At 50.1% G+C, this 17,390-nt stretch carries 14 protein-coding genes and 2 pseudogenes; all 16 read left to right on the forward strand.

Annotated elements, in window-relative coordinates:
* Positions 1-953 (forward strand): stage II sporulation protein D (gene spoIID / locus JCM10914_RS26925; RefSeq protein WP_148300273.1); only part of this gene is annotated, 953 nt, incomplete at its 5' end.
* Positions 946-1,665, forward strand: a complete 720-nt coding sequence (locus tag JCM10914_RS26930) for a M23 family metallopeptidase (RefSeq protein ID WP_023967056.1) — start codon at positions 946-948, stop codon at positions 1,663-1,665. The genes spoIID and JCM10914_RS26930, both read left to right, overlap by 8 nt.
* Before the next feature lie 273 nt (positions 1,666-1,938).
* Positions 1,939-2,223: a sporulation transcriptional regulator SpoIIID gene (spoIIID, locus tag JCM10914_RS26935; protein ID WP_023967058.1), complete on the forward strand. Its 285-nt coding sequence runs from the start codon at positions 1,939-1,941 to the stop codon at positions 2,221-2,223.
* A 196-nt stretch (positions 2,224-2,419) separates the two neighbouring features.
* Entirely contained in the window at positions 2,420-3,418 is a 999-nt protein-coding gene (locus JCM10914_RS26940; RefSeq protein WP_036720410.1) for a rod shape-determining protein, read from the forward strand.
* A 270-nt stretch (positions 3,419-3,688) separates the two neighbouring features.
* A pseudogene (locus JCM10914_RS26945) lies at positions 3,689-4,566 on the forward strand (flagellar hook-basal body protein).
* 12 nt (positions 4,567-4,578) lie between these two features.
* Complete coding sequence (locus JCM10914_RS26950; protein WP_023967066.1) at positions 4,579-5,400, forward strand: flagellar hook-basal body protein; 822 nt, start codon at positions 4,579-4,581, stop codon at positions 5,398-5,400.
* A 9-nt stretch (positions 5,401-5,409) separates the two neighbouring features.
* Positions 5,410-5,553, forward strand: a complete 144-nt coding sequence (locus JCM10914_RS31105; protein WP_231638771.1) for a hypothetical protein — start codon at positions 5,410-5,412, stop codon at positions 5,551-5,553.
* Between the two features lie 14 nt (positions 5,554-5,567).
* Positions 5,568-5,648: a DNA-directed RNA polymerase subunit beta gene (locus tag JCM10914_RS31110; RefSeq protein ID WP_231638772.1), complete on the forward strand. Its 81-nt coding sequence runs from the start codon at positions 5,568-5,570 to the stop codon at positions 5,646-5,648.
* Between the two features lie 400 nt (positions 5,649-6,048).
* Positions 6,049-6,480 (forward strand): 3-hydroxyacyl-ACP dehydratase FabZ, encoded by a 432-nt coding sequence (gene fabZ / locus JCM10914_RS26955; protein WP_023967068.1) that lies wholly within the window; start codon positions 6,049-6,051, stop codon positions 6,478-6,480.
* A gap of 45 nt (positions 6,481-6,525) precedes the next feature.
* A complete protein-coding gene (locus JCM10914_RS26960; RefSeq protein WP_023967070.1) occupies positions 6,526-8,244 on the forward strand; it encodes a phospho-sugar mutase in 1,719 nt (572 codons plus the stop codon).
* Between the two features lie 109 nt (positions 8,245-8,353).
* Positions 8,354-10,371 (forward strand): annotated as a pseudogene (locus JCM10914_RS26965) (DUF5693 family protein).
* Complete coding sequence (gene csaB / locus JCM10914_RS26970; RefSeq protein WP_023967076.1) at positions 10,347-11,471, forward strand: polysaccharide pyruvyl transferase CsaB; 1,125 nt, start codon at positions 10,347-10,349, stop codon at positions 11,469-11,471. Before JCM10914_RS26965 ends, csaB begins: the two are co-directional and overlap by 25 nt.
* 6 nt (positions 11,472-11,477) lie before the next feature.
* On the forward strand, positions 11,478-12,239 hold the full coding sequence (locus JCM10914_RS26975; protein WP_023967078.1) for a WecB/TagA/CpsF family glycosyltransferase: 762 nt from the start codon (positions 11,478-11,480) through the stop codon (positions 12,237-12,239).
* A 113-nt stretch (positions 12,240-12,352) separates the two neighbouring features.
* Positions 12,353-13,477, forward strand: coding sequence for a glycosyltransferase family 4 protein (locus JCM10914_RS26980; RefSeq protein ID WP_023967080.1), 1,125 nt, complete (start codon positions 12,353-12,355; stop codon positions 13,475-13,477).
* 227 nt (positions 13,478-13,704) lie between these two features.
* Positions 13,705-14,397 carry a hypothetical protein gene (locus JCM10914_RS31115; RefSeq protein ID WP_023967082.1) on the forward strand — a complete coding sequence of 231 codons (693 nt, stop codon included), beginning with the start codon at positions 13,705-13,707 and terminating at the stop codon, positions 14,395-14,397.
* 50 nt (positions 14,398-14,447) lie between these two features.
* Positions 14,448-17,360 carry an S-layer homology domain-containing protein gene (locus tag JCM10914_RS26985; protein WP_023967084.1) on the forward strand — a complete coding sequence of 971 codons (2,913 nt, stop codon included), beginning with the start codon at positions 14,448-14,450 and terminating at the stop codon, positions 17,358-17,360.
* Positions 17,361-17,390 lie beyond the last annotated feature (30 nt).

Here is a 17,390-nt window from a genome sequence, read left to right on the forward strand (position 1 = left end):
CGGAAGAGCCCGCGGTGTCCGTCTATCTATCGAAGACGGACACCGTGGAAGAGCTGCCGCTGGAGCAATATCTCGTCGGCGTCCTCGCTGCCGAGATGCCGGCCGAGTTCCAACTGGAGGCGCTCAAGGCGCAGGCCATCGCTGCACGGACTTATATCGTGCAGCGGCTGGCGTCCGGCGATCGCAGCGGCGTCCCGGACGGCAAGGCGGTGGTGACCGACACGGTCAGTCACCAGGCTTATATTGCCCGTGACGAGTTGACGAAGCAATGGGCGCGACTGGAAGCAGAACTGGCTAAGCTGGAGCAAGCCGTCAAGGAAACGGCGGGCCAGGTGATGACGTATCAGGGGCAGCCGATAACGGCTTCTTTTTTCTCCACTAGCAACGGTTATACCGAGAATTCAGAGGATTATTGGAAGAACGAGATTCCCTACCTGCGAAGTGTCGAGAGCCCGTGGGACTCCGCGATCTCTCCTAAATATAAAACGACGGTGAGCATGAGCCGTTCCGAATTTATAGGGAAGCTCGGATTGGCGGATGGGGCCGTTCCGGTATCGGCAGGAGGCGAGAAGGCTTCGGCTTTTGTCAAAATCCTCTCTTATACACAAGGGCATCGGATCGAGCGCGCTCGTGTCGGCGGCAAAACGTTCAGCGGACGTGAAATTCGAGAGAAGCTGGAATTGAAATCAAGCCAATTCAGCCTGGTCATGAAAGACGGCGAGATTGAGATTACAACTTACGGTTACGGTCATGGCGTCGGCATGAGCCAGTACGGTGCAGAGGGAATGGCGCGCGAAGGATATGAAGCGAAGGAGATTCTGAAGCACTATTATACGAATATCTCTTTTGACGAAACCTCGAATCTTCTCTCATTCAAAAAAATAATAGGCAGGTCACGTATAAAAGAGTTGGCCCCGGTAACAATGATTACTGAGGTGATTGCAAATGAATGAACAGAACAAAAATAGTAAACCCCACGAAGAAACTCCTAAAACTGTACAAGGAGATTCATCATCGTGGAAGAGAGTATTATCCAAACGGTGGGTGTTCCCGGCAGCATACTTAGCAGCAGCGGCAATTATACTAACCCTCGTGTGGGTCTACCAGGACGCCAGCCAAAAAGCGCTGAGTACACAAGGGGAAGAGCAAGTAGAACAATCCGTGAAGAACACAGCGAACACGGCGGAAAGCACAGGCGAAGAAGCCGTAGAAGTAACTGCGAACGCCCAGTCGTTGATCTGGCCGGTTGCGGATGATGTTCCTGTCACCATCGTGAAGCCGTACTTCGATGAGACCGACCCGGATACGCATCAAGCAGCCATGGTTCAGTACAACGACACATTCAGCCCGAATCTTGGGATTGACCTGGCAACGGCGGATGACGCTGCTTTTGAAGTAAGAGCGGCACTGTCTGGCAAAGTAACCCGTGTGGAGAACCATCCCGTGAACGGTAATGTCGTGGAGATTACTTCCGGCAATACGAAGACGGTATATCAGAGCTTGAATGAACTGAAGGTTGAGGAAGGCGCGGAAGTGAAGCAAGGTGATGCGATCGCAACCGCAGGACGCAGCGAGCTTGAGAAGGATCTCGGCAACCACGTGCACTTCGAAGTGTACGAGGACGGGAACCTGGTCAACCCTGTAACCGTACTTCCGCAAAAATAATTTCGAATTTCATTCTCAAGCATTCATGCGCCCACCGCGCACTTGAAGAAGGCAGGATCTCTTGTGATCCTGTCTTATTTTTTTTGGTCAGCTCCTAAGAGCAAGTCCACCCTTGCCGTGCCTTGGGTTACAGGCCTTTAGACCTTGTCCATCATGAGCATGTCCAGAAAATAAATGGGCACAAGCAAGCTTGTCAGCCCTTGAAACCGCGAATATCCCGTCATGCCCCTCATATAATGTACCAAACTATCCACACAGTAGGGAGGCGGGAGCGTGCACGATTACATCAAAGAGCGGACCATTAAGATCGGACGCTGTATCGTGGAAACGAGGCATACGGTTCGAACAATTGCCAAAGAGTTTGGCGTGTCGAAGAGCACGGTGCATAAGGACTTAACCGAACGTCTGCCGGAAATTAACCCGGACCTGGCGGATCAGGTGAAGCACATTCTCGAATACCACAAATCCATCCGTCATCTGAGAGGCGGCGAAGCCACAAAGATCAAGTACAAGAAGACCGGCAGCAGCCGCGAACCGGTGGCCACGGCAAAATCCTGAGATTTAGGGCTTTGGTCACTAGATTGGCGTTGAATCCCTCCCCTAAAGTATGATATGTTAAAAGCTGGTATAGGATCGAAATTTGGGACCTGTTTTGCCGAACAACATCATGGATTGGTAGATTCTGTCGAATGGGACATCGGCGCAGTGAACACGGACTATTCACCATAAAATAACACTTTGGGGGCTTTTCATGATGTTGAGCAAGGATATTGGAATCGATCTCGGGACGGCGAACGTGCTCATTCACGTTAAGGGGAAGGGGGTAGTGTTAGACGAACCTTCCGTAGTCACGATTGAGACCGACACCAAGAGAGTCCTTGCCGTCGGTGAGCAAGCACGGCGCATGGTCGGACGCACTCCCGGCAACATTACGGCGATCCGCCCGCTGAGGGACGGGGTCATCGCCGACTTCGAAATTACGGAAATGATGCTGAAGTATTTCATTGATCGCGTAGGCGCGCGCAGCTGGCACAGCCGGCCTCGCATTCTGATCTGTGCTCCGACGAACATTACGTCCGTCGAGCAGAAGTCGATTCGGGAAGCGGCTGAGCGCAGCGGTGCAAGAGAGGTGTTCCTGGAAGAAGAACCGAAAGCGGCGGCAATAGGCGCGGGGATGGATATATTCCAACCAAGCGGCAACATGGTTGTGGACATTGGGGGCGGCACCACAGATGTGGCCGTCCTGTCCATGGGCGATGTAGTCACCGCTTCTTCGATTAAAATCGCAGGGGACAAGTTCGACGAAGCGATCACGAAGTACATTAAGACGAAATATAAATTGCTTATTGGTGAACGTACCGCTGAGGATCTGAAATTAGCGATCGGAACGGTTCGTCCAGGCGGGCGCCAGGCCGAGATGGACATTCGCGGACGGGATATGGTATCGGGATTGCCGCTCACCGTAACGGTATCCTCCATCGAGGTACAGGAAGCGCTGTGGGATCCGGTGTCGTCGATCGTACTGGCCGCCAAATCCGTGCTGGAACGTACACCGCCAGAATTATCCGCAGATATTATTGATCGCGGGGTTATCTTGACGGGCGGGGGCGCACTGCTTCACGGATTGGACGAGCTGTTGACGGAGGAGCTTCGCGTACCGGTTCTCGTGGCCGAAGACCCGATGCACTGTGTGGTCAAAGGAACGGGCATTATGCTGGATAATTTGGACAAGGTCGTTAAGAAAAAGTTCTAACCTTCCGATATAGATGTTAAGAACAAAAGGTTGATTGTTAGTCTGTATCTAAACGATGCAGTTACATAAGCTGCCAATATAGGATGATCATACGGAAATAGCAGCGAAGAGGACGGAATTGTATTGGAGAAGCGAAGCGTTCGCCTTTGTTATCGGATTTCAACCCTGGTTCCAACAATTCAAGAAATCCGAGAACAACAGCGATTGTAAATACAATCCGTCAGCGTAGCGGTCATTCACGCATCTATTTATGGAAGGGAAGTGCCTTCATTGTTAAGAGGACTTTACACAGCAGCTTCCGGTATGATGACCCAGGAATTGCGGCATCAGACCGTGACCCAGAATATCGCGAACCTGAATACGACAGGCTATAAGGCAACGAACAGCGTTCAGCGTTCGTTCCCGGAAGTGCTGGTGTCGATGATCGGCGGCAACGAATCCAACCCAAGCCGCAAGATCGGTAAATTCAACACTGGTGTATATGCGGAAGAGAGCATCGCCCTCTATACAGAAGGAGCTTTGCGGCAGACATTCAAAACCACCGATTTCGCATGGTATCTTCCTTCGTTGTACAGAATCCGGCGACGGGCGAACCTTATCCCTTCGACGCATCTGGCAGATACGTGGACGACAACGGTGAAGTGATTTATCGACCGGAGGGTTTTTTTACAGTCCAGAATGAGAATGGCGACACCCGCTACACCCGCAACGGAAGCTTCCGGGTCAGCCCGGAGGGCAACCTGCTGAGCGAAGGTGGGTATCAGGTACTGGATAACAATAACACCCCGATCGTATTGACAGGTCCTTCAAGTCAATTTACAGTGAATGAGCAAGGAGAAATCTTGGACGCGAGCGGCAACGGGACAGGTATCGTCCTCGGGGTCAGCGTGGTCAGCAGGCCGCATGACCTGATTCGTGAGGGGAATGGCGTGTTCCGCATGTCCAATCCGGATAGCGATGTCCGATTCATGCAAGTAACCGACAACGCGATCGTTCGCCAGGGCTTTATTGAAGCCTCGAACGTAGACCCTACGCAGTCTATGGTGGAATTGAACGCAGCCCTGCGTGCCTATGAGACGAACCAGAGAATCGTGCAATATTATGACAAGACGTTAGAGAAAGCGGTCAATGAGATCGGACGCGTCTAGAGGAGGATAATGATGAACAGCTCCATGATTAGCGCAATGGTATCCATGAATGCCCTTCAGCAGCAGCTGGATGTGATCGCAGGCAACTTGGCCAACGTGGACACTGCGGGTTACAAGCGCAGGGAAGCCTCCTTCGAGGATGTGCTGACCCAAGTTCAGCAGCATCATAAGGATTTTGACCGCACGGGTCGATCGACTCCTCTTGGTTACACGCAAGGTTTCGGCATGCGTCTTTCTTCCGTTGTTCATAATATGGAGCAGGGTTTGATGAAGGAGACCGGCAATCCGCTTGATCTGATGATTGAAGGTGAAGCGATGTTTGCCGTGCAGGCGGACGGCGTAATCGCGTACACCCGGGAAGGCGGCTTTCATGTCGCACCGAACCTCGATGTTCCGGGTAATGTGATCTTGGTCAATTCTCAAGGACAACCCGTCCTGGACGTGAACAATCAGCCGATTTCCATTCCGAACGAGGGGAAAGTTGCGATTGCAAGCAACGGAGACGTGATCGTGGAGACGTCGCAGGGGCGTGGGGTAGCGGCTACACTTAAGTTTGTTGAGCTTGAGCGTCCGGAAGGTCTTGTACCGGTAGGGGAGAATCTGTTCGTCATTGGCAACGGATTGACTGAAGCCGACGTATTCGACTTGACTCTTCCAGGACCGGGACAACCGCCGAAATCCACCGTCATTTCCGGTTTTGTTGAGCAATCCAACGTGAATATGACAGATGAATTGACGCGCATGATGGAAGTCCAACGTGCTTATCAGCTTGCTTCGCGAGCGCTGTCCAACAGCGATACGATGATGAACCTTGCCAACACAATGCGAGGGTAGGTGGGCACCATGAGTGAACAAAGCGCCAAGAAAGTCGCGAAGAAGGACCCGAAATCAAGTTCCAAGAACGCAAGTTCCTCCGCATCTGGCTGGAAGATCGCGCTCTGGATCATGATTCCGTTCTTTCTTGTCGCGGCTTTGCTCGGAGGCTGATCTTCGGCTATGTCGTGCTCGGTCGTCAGGAGCTGGACGAAGTGTTCCGATGGGGAACTTGGAAGCATGTTTTTGACCTTATATTCGCGCCTTGACCGTTGTCAGGCGATGCGATCCATTAACAGATTGTAACCGAAACTCCCGTGATGGGAGTTTTCTTTTTTTGGGGTTAAAAGGTATAATGGGATGGGACTTGCCGTAACATGGAGCGAGACTCTTTACCATGGCGGCACTCGGGTACATGGCAAGTCAAAAGGGCTTGCTCCTGAAGCACTTGCAGTGCCCAAGAGAAGCCCCTTATCTGAAACCTTCACTTCTGCAGTGGTGAAGGATATCTACCATTTTTCCCGGTGCTTTCGGTTTTTATGCAAACATCGCAAAGTTTATCCATATCCCGCACGAAGCCGCAACCTATATGTTGCTTTTATAAGCAAGCAACCAGGCTTATCAAATGATTGGCATTGCGGGTACGTACATAAGGAGGATTTTAATACTATGTTGAACATCAAACAGATCCAAGAGATTATTCCGCACCGTCCGCCGTTTTTGCTGGTGGACAAGATCATCGAGATCGAAGAAGGCAAGCGCGCGGTGGGAGTGAAGAACGTGACGATTAACGAACCGTTTTTCGTCGGACATTTCCCAGAGTATGCGGTCATGCCGGGAGTCCTGATTACTGAAGCGCTGGCACAAGTAGGTGCTGTGGCCATGCTAAGCGTAGAGAGCAATCAGGGCAAGCTCGGCTTTTTGGCGGGCATTGATGGATTCCGTTTCCGCGGCCAAGTCGTGCCCGGAGACACGCTTCGTCTGGAAGTGGAGATCACTCGCTTGAAAGGCATGATCGGAAAAGGAAAGGCAACGGCTTCGGTCGACGGGCGCGTCGTGGCTGAGGGCGAGATTATGTTTGCTCTTGCCGATAAGGAATAATTCGCGGACAATTCTGGTTTGGATGGGAAGGGAGACTTTTTGTCAATGTCAGAGATCAGTCAAAGAACGATGGATACGGTGCAGCGGTGGTTGAATGATCCACTAGTAGATGAAGAGACGAAGCAGGAGCTGCGTGATCTTCAGCAGGATGAGGCGGAGCTAGAAGAACGCTTCTACCGCGACTTGGAATTTGGAACCGGGGGTCTTCGCGGCGTAATTGGCGCCGGGAGCAACCGGATTAATAAATATACGGTCGGTCGCGCAACGCAAGGATTTGCTCAATATATTTTGCAAGCGCACGGAAAAGCGGAAGGAACGCCTTCGGTTGTGATTGCACACGACTCACGTCATTTTTCGCCTGAATTTGCCCTAGAGGCAGCACTCGTGCTTGCGGGCAATGGCATCACAGCCAAGCTGTATCCGTCCCTGCGCTCGACCCCGCAGTTGTCATTCAGTGTGCGTCATCTTGGCGCCACTGGCGGCATTGTCATTACCGCCAGCCACAATCCGCCTGAATACAACGGCTACAAGGTGTATAATGCGGAAGGGGGCCAACTGGTACCCGACGAGGCGGAGCAGGTTATTGCTTTGATTCAGCAGGTCGATTCCTTTGCGTCCGTGAAGCGTTTGTCACAGGAAGAAGCGGAAGCTCAAGCTCTGCTCGTATGGCTGGGTGAGGCCGATGATCAAGCGTTCGTGGACACTGTGATGGATATTAGCCTGAATCGTGACTCGATCGCTTCTCATTTGGGAGAAGATTTCCGAATTGTGTTTACGCCGCTGCACGGTACGGGTGGGGAGCCTGTACGGCGTGCGCTGGAAGGGATCGGATTTCGCCATATTCATGTCGTACAGGAGCAAGCACAGCCGGATGGTGATTTCCCGACCGTCAAGTCTCCGAACCCGGAGGAACGCGAAGCCTTTACCCTTGCGATGAAGCTTGGTGAGGAAGTTGGCGCGGATATTCTGATCGGAACCGATCCGGATGCTGACCGTATGGGTGCAGTCGTGAAGAACAGCCAGGGCGAATACGTCGTGTTGACCGGCAATCAATCCGGTGCGATTATGATCCATTACGTGTTGGGTCGGTTGAAGGAAGCAGGGAAGCTGCCGGATAACGGCGCGGTCATCAAGACGATTGTAACAAGCGAGATGGGTGCGGTTATCGCTGAGCATTATGGTGCGAAGGTGTTCAATACGTTGACAGGCTTCAAATACATTGGGGAAAAAATGACCCAGTTCGAGGAATCCGGCAGTCACACGTACCTGTTTGGTTACGAGGAGAGTTACGGTTATTTGGCAGGCCACTATGCCCGTGACAAAGACGCGGTGCTCGCTTCTATGCTGATCTGCGAATCAGCCGCTTATTATAAAGGACAAGGCAAGACCTTGTACGATGTACTTCAGGAGCTATATGAGGAATTTGGTTATTTCCTTGAAACGTTACAATCCCGAACGTTGAAGGGCAAGGATGGCGTTGCTCAGATCCAGGCGAAGATGTCCAACTGGCGGGATCAGCCGCCGACGCAAATCGGCGGAGTAGCTGTGCAGCAAGTGCTGGACTATGCCGAAGGTTTGGACGGGCTCCCGAAGGAGAACGTGCTGAAGTATATGCTGGAGGATGGTTCCTGGTTCTGTCTAAGACCATCCGGTACGGAACCCAAGATCAAAGTTTACTTCGCGGTTCGCGGCCATTCATTCGATGATGCCCAGCATAAGATGGCGGCGCTGTCGGACCATGTGATGGCCCGAGTAGACGCGTAGTGTATGAAATATATTAATTGAGAGAACGCAGGAAGGGAATTCGGATGGCAGAGGCTTAATGGCTAACCCGTTCATCTGAATTCTTTCAGGTTCATGAGGAGGTACTTTCGTGGTTCACAAATGGAAACGCTGGAACACGGCAGCGCGCAAGTGGCTGTGGATTCTGGTTGTTCTGGGCGTTGCAGCGGCCCTGCCGGTAGGTTATGACCGACTGCAGACAGAGTCAACATCAAAGCATGTCGAGATGGTGTTTGATTATCGGGATTTATTGGATGTAGCCGTTTATCAATCGAGACCGGAGGATTTCGTATCTGAGCAGCTTGATCGTCTGAAGGAAGCCGGCGTCATAAGCATGGCTCTGTATGAGAGTACATTGGATGAACTGGTGAAGTCTCGGCGAATTGCAGTATACGATGGTCAGCAGGCCGCTGATCTGACGGGTACCACGATTTCTCCGAATGAGAATTTTACGTATATCGCTTTTTTGAACGAAGCCAGTGCCTCAACAATTAAGCCGGTCATTGAAGAGACCTTCACGCGCATCGGGATTCCGATTCGGCCGTGGTCTACCGACCGTGCAGTTGACGGATTGATTCTGGAGACGCCGCGTTCCAATGCCGTCATTAAGCCGATGTTGTCCGATCCACTTACGATTGAGATGTTGAAGGGCAAGGGCTTCAACATTGTACCGCGTTTGTCGGACAGCCTGCCATACAATGCTGCGTATATGGAGTATGTAATGGGATACTTCGCTGAGCACGATGTACGATGGATTCTGTTTGACGGCGACTCGGCGCGCGGCTTCAGCGACCAGGCTGAGGAGAAGAGCTCGATCATTTTGCCGGGCTGTTGAACCAGCATGAGATCGGCATCGTTGCCATTGAGAACATCAAGCGTCCACAGAAGGGCTTCACTAAACTGGCCTATCTGACCGATTATGATGTTGCCCGTATTTATTCGCTTAGTGAGCGGGATGCTAATCTGGACGCCGATGTGATCGCCGACCGATTCGCCTTGGCTACGAAGGACCGCAACATCCGTATGTTCTATCTGAATGCGGAGCCAAGCCGGGATATGACCAAAGCTTCGATTACCCATCCGCTGGACAATCTGATTGACAGTTTGACCGGATCGGGGCAAGCGATTCAGAAGATTGAAGATAATGGATTCGTTATGGGTCAGGCGGAGCCTTTCCAAGTCACCGATTCTTCCATGCAGCGTTACTTCAAGCTCGGAGCGGTTGTCGGTGCGGTAGCGATTATCTCTTTGATGATATCTTATTTCATTCCGATGCTGACGATTGCCGCATTTGTGATCGGCATGATCGGCAGCGCAGGTTTGTACTTGCTAAATGCTACACTATTAGAACAAGCGCTGGGGCTGCTGGCAGCGATTAGTGCGCCAACCGTGGCTGTCATTCTGGCAATTCGCAAGGTAGATGAGACACGGGGAACTATGCCGGATATGAGTCCAAGCCGCAGAATAACGCATACGATTGTACTGCTTGTGAAAACTTCGATTCTGTCTTTGGCAGCCGTACCTATGGTGGTAGCGCTTCTGAATAACGTGACCTACATGCTGGTGCTGGATCAGTTCCGCGGGGTGAGTCTGTTAGCTTCAGCACCAATCGCCTTGATTGGGATCTATGTGGTGTTATACCGTGGAGGTTCCACGTTCACTTCCATTCTGAAGCTGTTGAAGGCGCCGATTACCTTAACCTGGGTCATTGCTGCTGGGATTGTCGGCGTTGTTGGAATGTACTACTTAAGCCGGACAGGCAATTCAGGATCGGTATCTTCTATAGAAATGGTGTTCCGTTCCTTGCTGGAGAATACGTTCGGTGTCCGTCCGCGTAATAAAGAATTCCTGTTGGCTCATCCGATGATGATACTTGGCGTGTTCCTGGCATTTAAATATCGTTACGCCGTCTACCTGCTCATTATTGGGGTCATGGGACAGCTGTCCATGGTCGGCACGTTTACTCACATTCATACGCCTATCTATATTTCGGCGATTCGGGTCGTACTCGGTCTTGGCCTTGGACTGATCATCGGATTGATTGCGATATTGGTATGGCAAGTAGCAGAAAGGATCTGGAAGCGATGGTCTCCACTTCTAAGACGATAGTCATTTCCGGATATTACGGATTTAAAAATAGCGGCGATGAAGCTGTACTCAAATCCATATTAACAGCCCTTGCTGAAGAGAGCGAGGCTACCGGGGTTACGATCAACCCCGTGGTGCTGTCCATCGATCCGGAATGGACAAGCGCTGTGTATGGCGTCAAGTCTGTTCACCGAATGAGGCTTGGCGAGGTTCGGCAAGCGATTAAGGAAAGTGACGGCTTGATCAGCGGTGGTGGTAGTTTGTTACAGGATGCAACCAGTCCGAAGACCATCCCGTATTACTTGGGTGTGTTGAAGCTAGCACAATGGCTGGGCAAACCCACCTTCATATACGCACAGGGCGTTGGTCCGGTGAACCGCAAATTTTTTTATCCGATGATCCGTTCGGTGTTCCGTCAATGCTCTTACATTTCGGTTCGGGATACGCAGTCTGGCCAATTATTGCAGTCGATGGGCATTTCGCCGCAAGATATCCAGGTTGTACCCGACCCTGTCATGGGGTTGCCGTTAACATCCGCTGCTTCAGATGGAGCAGTGGAGTCGGCATCCATACCGGTACTCGGGATCTCGGTTCGGTACTGGAATGCGGAACGTACGGAATTGAAGGCGATAGCCAAAGCGTTGCAGGAACTGGTGAAGCGGCGTGCCGTTCACTTGCGTTTCCTGCCCTTTTACCAACCGGATGATCTGGAAGCTTCGCGCTTCATAGCTGATCATGTAGGAGATGTGTCGTCGAGCGGCTCGGTCATTAGTTACTATCTCGATGAGAAGCAGCCGGAAGATATGCTGCGAGCTGTCAGTGAGTGCGATTTGATTCTCGGGATGCGACTGCACAGCTTGATCTATGCCGCGAATCAGGAAGTGCCGCTGCTCGGTATATCGTACGATCCGAAGATCGATCATTTCCTGAAGCGGCTTGGCAGCGAGCCTGTCGGCAGCAGCACCTCGCTGGATGCGACTGCGCTGCTTCGGCAGATGGAACGACTGCTTGACAGTAAGGATGAGTGGATCGATGATCACAGCGAGCAGATTGCAGTATTGAAGCAAGAAGCCGTGATGCCGGCACGTCACATTGCCGAATTTTTACGTGATAGAGGATGATAGACAATGAAACCAACGACGAAGTCGTTTCCAACCGTTTCGGTGTTCGGCGTTCCTTTTTCCAAGTTGGATATGAAGGGCACCCAGCAATATTTAACGGAAGCCATTAAGTCCAGACAGCCGCATCAGATTATTACCGCGAATCCGATCATGGTCATGACGGCAGTCAATGATCCGGCCTATAAGAACATGATGCAGCAAGCCGAGATGATCGTGCCGGACGGCACCGGAATCGTGTGGGCGGCGGGTGTCGGCGGCGAGCCGCTGCCTGATCGCGTGCCTGGATTTGATCTGCTACATGAATTGTTTAAGGCCGGGGAAACCTATAGATGGAGATTTTATCTCCTTGGGACAACCGCCGAAGTGATTCAGGAAGCTGCGGAGAGGTTACAAATGCAATATCCGGCTGCAATTATTTGCGGTTACCGGGACGGATTCTTTGGACCTCAGGATGATGCTGCCGTCATCGAAGGCATACGGGCTGCAGCGCCAGATGTTCTGTTTGTCGCCCGTGGCGCCGATACACAGGAGCCTTGGATCGCGCAGCATAAGGAAGCACTGAATGTCCCCGTTGTTATGGGGGTCGGCGGCACATTCGATATTATCTCCGGTAAACTCAAACGGGCACCGAAAGTGTTCCAGAAGCTCCGTCTCGAATGGTTTTACCGCTTGTTGAAGGAGCCTACGCGCTATAAGCGGATGCTGGCACTGCCGAAATTCGTAGTGAAAGTGCTGCGAGAGAAAGAAAACGTAACGAAAACAAGCTAAATAGCTCATTTACTTGCGTTAATTCCGGGAAATCCCCGGATATTGGCATTGGTTTTCGGACCCGAACAGAGTATAATTCAACCGGTAGACAATATTGGGGGTCGAATGATTACATGTTAATGATATACATTATCGGGTTTATCGTCACGCTGGCGCTTGCTCTGTTCTTAACGCCGCAGGTCAAGAAGTTCGCGGTGAAGATGGGCGTCGTTGACGTACCGAATGCTCGAAAAGTTCATACCCGGATCATGCCCCGGCTCGGCGGACTCGGCATATACCTGGCTTTTTTACTCGGATTGATTGCGGTTCTTCCCTTTCTTCCGGAAAGCTTGACGCCGCGCGATGCCAACTTCATGAAGGCATTCCTGATCGGCGGTACGATGATCGTGCTGATCGGAGCCCTGGATGATCGATTTGAACTGTCGGCGAAAGTGAAGCTGCTCGCCCAGATTGCTGCGGCGTGCGTGGTTGTGTTCGGCTTTAACATTACCGTGGACTTTGTAAATATACCATTTCAGGATCGCTACTCCATGCTGGAGAGCTGGGTATCGATTCCACTGACGATATTCTGGATTGTCGGCGTCACGAACGCCATCAATCTGATTGACGGGCTAGATGGTCTGGCTGCCGGCGTATCCGGTATTGCGATCGGAACCATTCTCGTCATGGCTTTACTCATGGGCAATACAACCGTTGCCTTGCTGTGCCTGCTTCTGCTGGGCAGCATCATCGGTTTCCTGTTCTTCAATTTCCATCCCGCCAAGATCTTCATGGGCGATTCGGGATCCTTATTTCTCGGATTTAGTCTAGCCATGCTGTCCTTGCTCGGGTTCAAGCAGATTGCAATCGTGTCATTCATCACACCGCTGATCATTATTGCGGTGCCGTTATCGGATACGTTCTTCGCGATTATCCGCCGGAAGATTCAGAAGAAGCCGATTTTTGCCCCGGATAAGGGACATCTGCATCATTGCCTGCGCGAGCTTGGCTTCAGCCATCGTCAGACGGTACTGATTATTTATGGTATCGCCGCCTTCTTCGGTGTGTTGGCTGTCATCCAATCTTCAGCCGCCATGTTCGAGGCCAACTGGGTGACCTTCGTCGTCATTTGTGTCATGATGTTTTTCCTGCAGATCGGAGCCGAGGTCATCGGACTCGTCAGCAAGACGAAGCGCCCGATTCTCAGCCTGATCCAGCGCATGCGCGTGAAGGCCAACGCCGACAGCCGCTCGAAGTAGCACTTATCTTTATTCATACTCATGTCCGAGTACATGGACATGTCAGCCTCACCCCGCATTTGGGGTGAGGCTTTTTTGTGTTCTTTCTAAATAATTGAAGGTTTGGGACCGATATAGTGGGTAAGCATGAAAGACCAAATGATAAGAACGAAAGTGAGGGGTCAAGCGTGAGTGTAAGGAAGACCAAGCCAGATGGGGACGGTCGAAAGAAGAAGGAGGCAATACCTATGAGACAGAGACTACGAGTTATGGCAAGTATGTTGCTTGCTGTAGCGTTATTTTTTACATTGATTCCGGCAATGCCGGCGGCAGCCAATCAAGGTGCGTTATTTTTCCATTTTAGCAATCTCAGTACAGATCCAAAATCACCAACGCCTGAGAATCGAAGTTCAATCACAGTATCAGGTACTTATAATGGTATCAATCCGAATACGATTGCTTATGAGATTAAACGCTTTGATGATACGACAACGGGGGGGACAGGCGTTAAGCCGATTCTGGATGAAGGCGCCAACACGTTCCAGTTCCTGAATGTCCAGCTGAGCCAAGGCGTGAACAAAATCACCGTCTCCGGTATGAGCACACAAGGCCAACAAATGAGCGCTACAGCGTATGTTCGATTTTCAGATGTGCCGGCTGTGTATGAAGTGGCTTTAAGTGATGGACGCATACTTGAAGAGAACAGCTCAAGACCGGTTGTGGTGACCAATGAGACCATTAGTATATCCGTGAAAGCTACTAACGGGTCGAAAGGTGTCACGGTAAATGGCATGTCTATGTATGCAGGCGGTGGAGATACCTTTTATTCCGCAGGCATTCGCTTAAACAAAGGTGTCAATGATCTGGTCATCGTTGTGAATTCTGAATCTAAGACCCAGACGGTTACCCGCCAAGTAGTCTATCACCGGCCGGTTCCTTAACGGTAAATCAATTACAGATCGGTAGTACGAGCATAGAGGGACAGGCTGTAGTGTCTGGGAACGTTGGGGGAAGAATCTCGGGCTATGTCATCGTTGATGCACCTCCTGCAGGAACTACACCCGTTACTCCCGATTTGGATGTAGAGTTGTACCATGTTGGCGGCACAGTGCCCGTTAATAGCTTCAAGGCTACACTAGGGCAGGCAACAGTACTAAATAACACATTAATGTATTTCTTCGAAACCAATGGCACGGTTAACATTACACAAAGCGATGAGTACTTTGTTTATATTAAGGATGCTGTCACGGGTTTTGACCTAAAGAAAACGTTCCGATATCGTGATGCCAACGCACCAACGATTAGTCAGGTTTATCAGTTGTATGGTGTAGTAGAATCAGGTACTAATGTAACCGCGACTTCCCAATCTGTGTTCCCAAGCGGGAACGATACGGTATTGAACGAGCTTCCTATCTACCTCATGGTGCAACAGAGTAATGCGGGAACGGTCGACCTTACTTCCAGCAAAGGGAACGTTGGCGTAACCAAGTTTACCTACAACGGTAATACGGTCTTCAAAATTACAAATTTGCCGACAGGCCAACAGAACTTAATCATAACGGCCAGTAATGGTTCAGGTGTTTCTGATACACGTGTAATTCCAGTAACATTCTTATCCTCTTCATATATCGATGTATATGATCTGTACAATAACCAGGTGTTTAAGAACAGCACTGATTTCACGAAAGTGACGGGTCGTATCGTGAATCATTCCGGTTCCAACGATCCATTAACGATTTCTCTAAATGGTAACGTCCGCACAGTAACAGTGGATGCAAATGGCGAGTTCGGGTTCACAGAGGCTAATCCAGGTAACCCTACATTCTTGCAATTAATACCTGGCCCGAACACTCTCATTGTAACGGACAAAAGTGGTAAAATTTCAACAAGATTGACGTTGCTCTATTTCAGTGATACCAGATCTGTAATCAAGAATATGGTGCCGTTCCCGGTTGGTTCAGCTACCGAATCAGATCCTGATCTGTTGTTTAGAGAAACAGCTGAAAATGCATTCAGCACTTACGAGAAAGGATTGGGTCTTCGCTTCGAAGTTGAATTTACGGAAGAAATAACCGTCAATCTAAGTCATCCTAATCCAACGATTTTTGCGGTATTTACCAAGAATCTAGGTTCTTGGGAACTGAGTGGCGGTGCCTTGAAATCACAGCTTGATGCTATCAATCAGGCAGATCATAGCCTTTACTACACCATCACCAATGGAGCTACTTCTAACTCAGCCAGAGTTGTATTTAAAGATTTAGCTTTGCCTGAGGTTGGATTACAAGCGATTACGATTGGCTCGCGTATTCAATCCGTGACAACAACGGATTCCATTGAAATTACACGCGAACGTGCACCATTCCAGATTCTTTCGCCCAAGCTTCCTAATGAAGGTGTTCTAAAACAGAATTTTGTTGAGGTTAGTATTAAGGCAGAAGGCGCAGACGCAATCATGATTGGAAAGACGCCGATGGTGAAGTCCGATATTAGTGACATCTTCCGTCTTGAGGTTAAGAATCTGAAGAATGGTAAGAATACTATCAAATTTACGATTGAACAAGGCAGCAGGAAAACGAATGGACAGTTTGTCGTGAGTTATACTGACGATGCAACAGAAGGCTCTCAGTTCAAGACAAACATCTCGAAATCTGGTAAGTTGTCGGTATTTAAAGGGGGCCTATCGCTTTCTTTACCGAAGGGAACGGTTCTTCAGCAAGCCAAGACCGATCCCAAAGCAGAAGTTCCAACGATCAACTTGATCGATGAGCATGATATCCTGGTTGGAATCGCCAATCAGATTGACGGTAGAACGGTTAAAGCTTACAACAGAATAGGTGAGATTGAGAACGGTGTTGAAATGGACGGCCGATTAGCGTTGATTCCTGGTGACAATAATAACGCCTTTCGTTTCACGCCAGCTCCTCATTTTGGATATTCATCGCCTCTTTATTGGATGGACGCTGGTTCTTTGAATGCATACAGTAGTAATGTCGAGGACTTTAATGTCAAAGGCGCAACACATCCCTATGCTAAGGGGCATGAATTCCATCAACGATTGATTCCTCAAAACTGGATGGAGACTTCACAGAAGGGCACCATCACACTGAAGTACGATTCTGCTCTTGTGAATTCAGCATCAAGTAACTTGGGAATTTGGTGGTACAATCCATCACAAGGAACATGGAGCAATATTGGCGGTAAAGTGGATTCTAAGAAGAAGACCATAACAGCTTCATTCCAAGGATTTGGTTACTATGCTGTGAAATCGTTGCGTTACAGTTATTCTGATGCGATATCGCACAAAACGGCTCGTAATGACATTGAGTTGATGCTAGCTAGAGGGTACATGAAAGCAACAAAGCAAGATGCATTCGGCATCTATGATCCGATGACTCGCGGTGAATTTGCTACTATTATAGTAAAGTTACTGGATATTCCACTGGATTATGATGTACCACCTGCGAACGGTTCTAATACAAGCAAACTGACGTTTGATGATATCTATCCATCAGTAGGGCAATGGGATTATCGTTACATCGAAACGGCAGCCAGAAAAGGTATTATTCGCGGCACGGCTCCTAGAAGTTTCACACCTAATATGGAGCTGACCCGTGAAGAGGCTGCTAATATGATTGCTCGTGCTCTTAATTTGAAAATGGGTGAGGCTGAGAAAGACAAAGCCGCACTTCAGAAACAGTTCGAAGATGTAGGAAACATTAAGTCCAACTATTCCTATCCTGCCATTTTGGCGGTGAGTAAGGCGGGTATCCTGTCTGGCTCGGCGAATAGTCTGAAGCCAGGTGAGAAGAAGCCGACCTATAACTTTAATCCAGATGCTGTACTAAATCGTGCAGATGCGGCAACGGTGATTAAACGTATGATGAGCAGATTGAAATTGCTGTAATCAAGATGACATGATAACATGAGCCAATTC

The sequence above is a fragment of the Paenibacillus sp. JCM 10914 genome, assembly GCF_001315105.1.
In the GTDB taxonomy this organism is placed as follows: Bacteria; Bacillota; Bacilli; order Paenibacillales; family Paenibacillaceae; genus Paenibacillus_AQ.

Excerpts from the sequence above, each read along its gene's own strand:
- csaB (WP_023967076.1), top strand. The coding sequence starts at position 10,347 with ATGGTCTCCACTTCTAAGACGATAGTCATTTCCGGATATTACGGATTT.
- JCM10914_RS26950 (WP_023967066.1), top strand. The coding sequence starts at position 4,579 with ATGAACAGCTCCATGATTAGCGCAATGGTATCCATGAATGCCCTTCAG.
- JCM10914_RS26960 (WP_023967070.1), top strand. The coding sequence starts at position 6,526 with ATGTCAGAGATCAGTCAAAGAACGATGGATACGGTGCAGCGGTGGTTG.
- JCM10914_RS26930 (WP_023967056.1), top strand. The coding sequence starts at position 946 with ATGAATGAACAGAACAAAAATAGTAAACCCCACGAAGAAACTCCTAAA.
- JCM10914_RS31105 (WP_231638771.1), top strand. The coding sequence starts at position 5,410 with ATGAGTGAACAAAGCGCCAAGAAAGTCGCGAAGAAGGACCCGAAATCA.
- JCM10914_RS26975 (WP_023967078.1), top strand. The coding sequence starts at position 11,478 with ATGAAACCAACGACGAAGTCGTTTCCAACCGTTTCGGTGTTCGGCGTT.
- JCM10914_RS26980 (WP_023967080.1), top strand. The coding sequence starts at position 12,353 with ATGTTAATGATATACATTATCGGGTTTATCGTCACGCTGGCGCTTGCT.
- JCM10914_RS31115 (WP_023967082.1), top strand. The coding sequence starts at position 13,705 with ATGAGACAGAGACTACGAGTTATGGCAAGTATGTTGCTTGCTGTAGCG.
- fabZ (WP_023967068.1), top strand. The coding sequence starts at position 6,049 with ATGTTGAACATCAAACAGATCCAAGAGATTATTCCGCACCGTCCGCCG.
- JCM10914_RS26940 (WP_036720410.1), top strand. The coding sequence starts at position 2,420 with ATGTTGAGCAAGGATATTGGAATCGATCTCGGGACGGCGAACGTGCTC.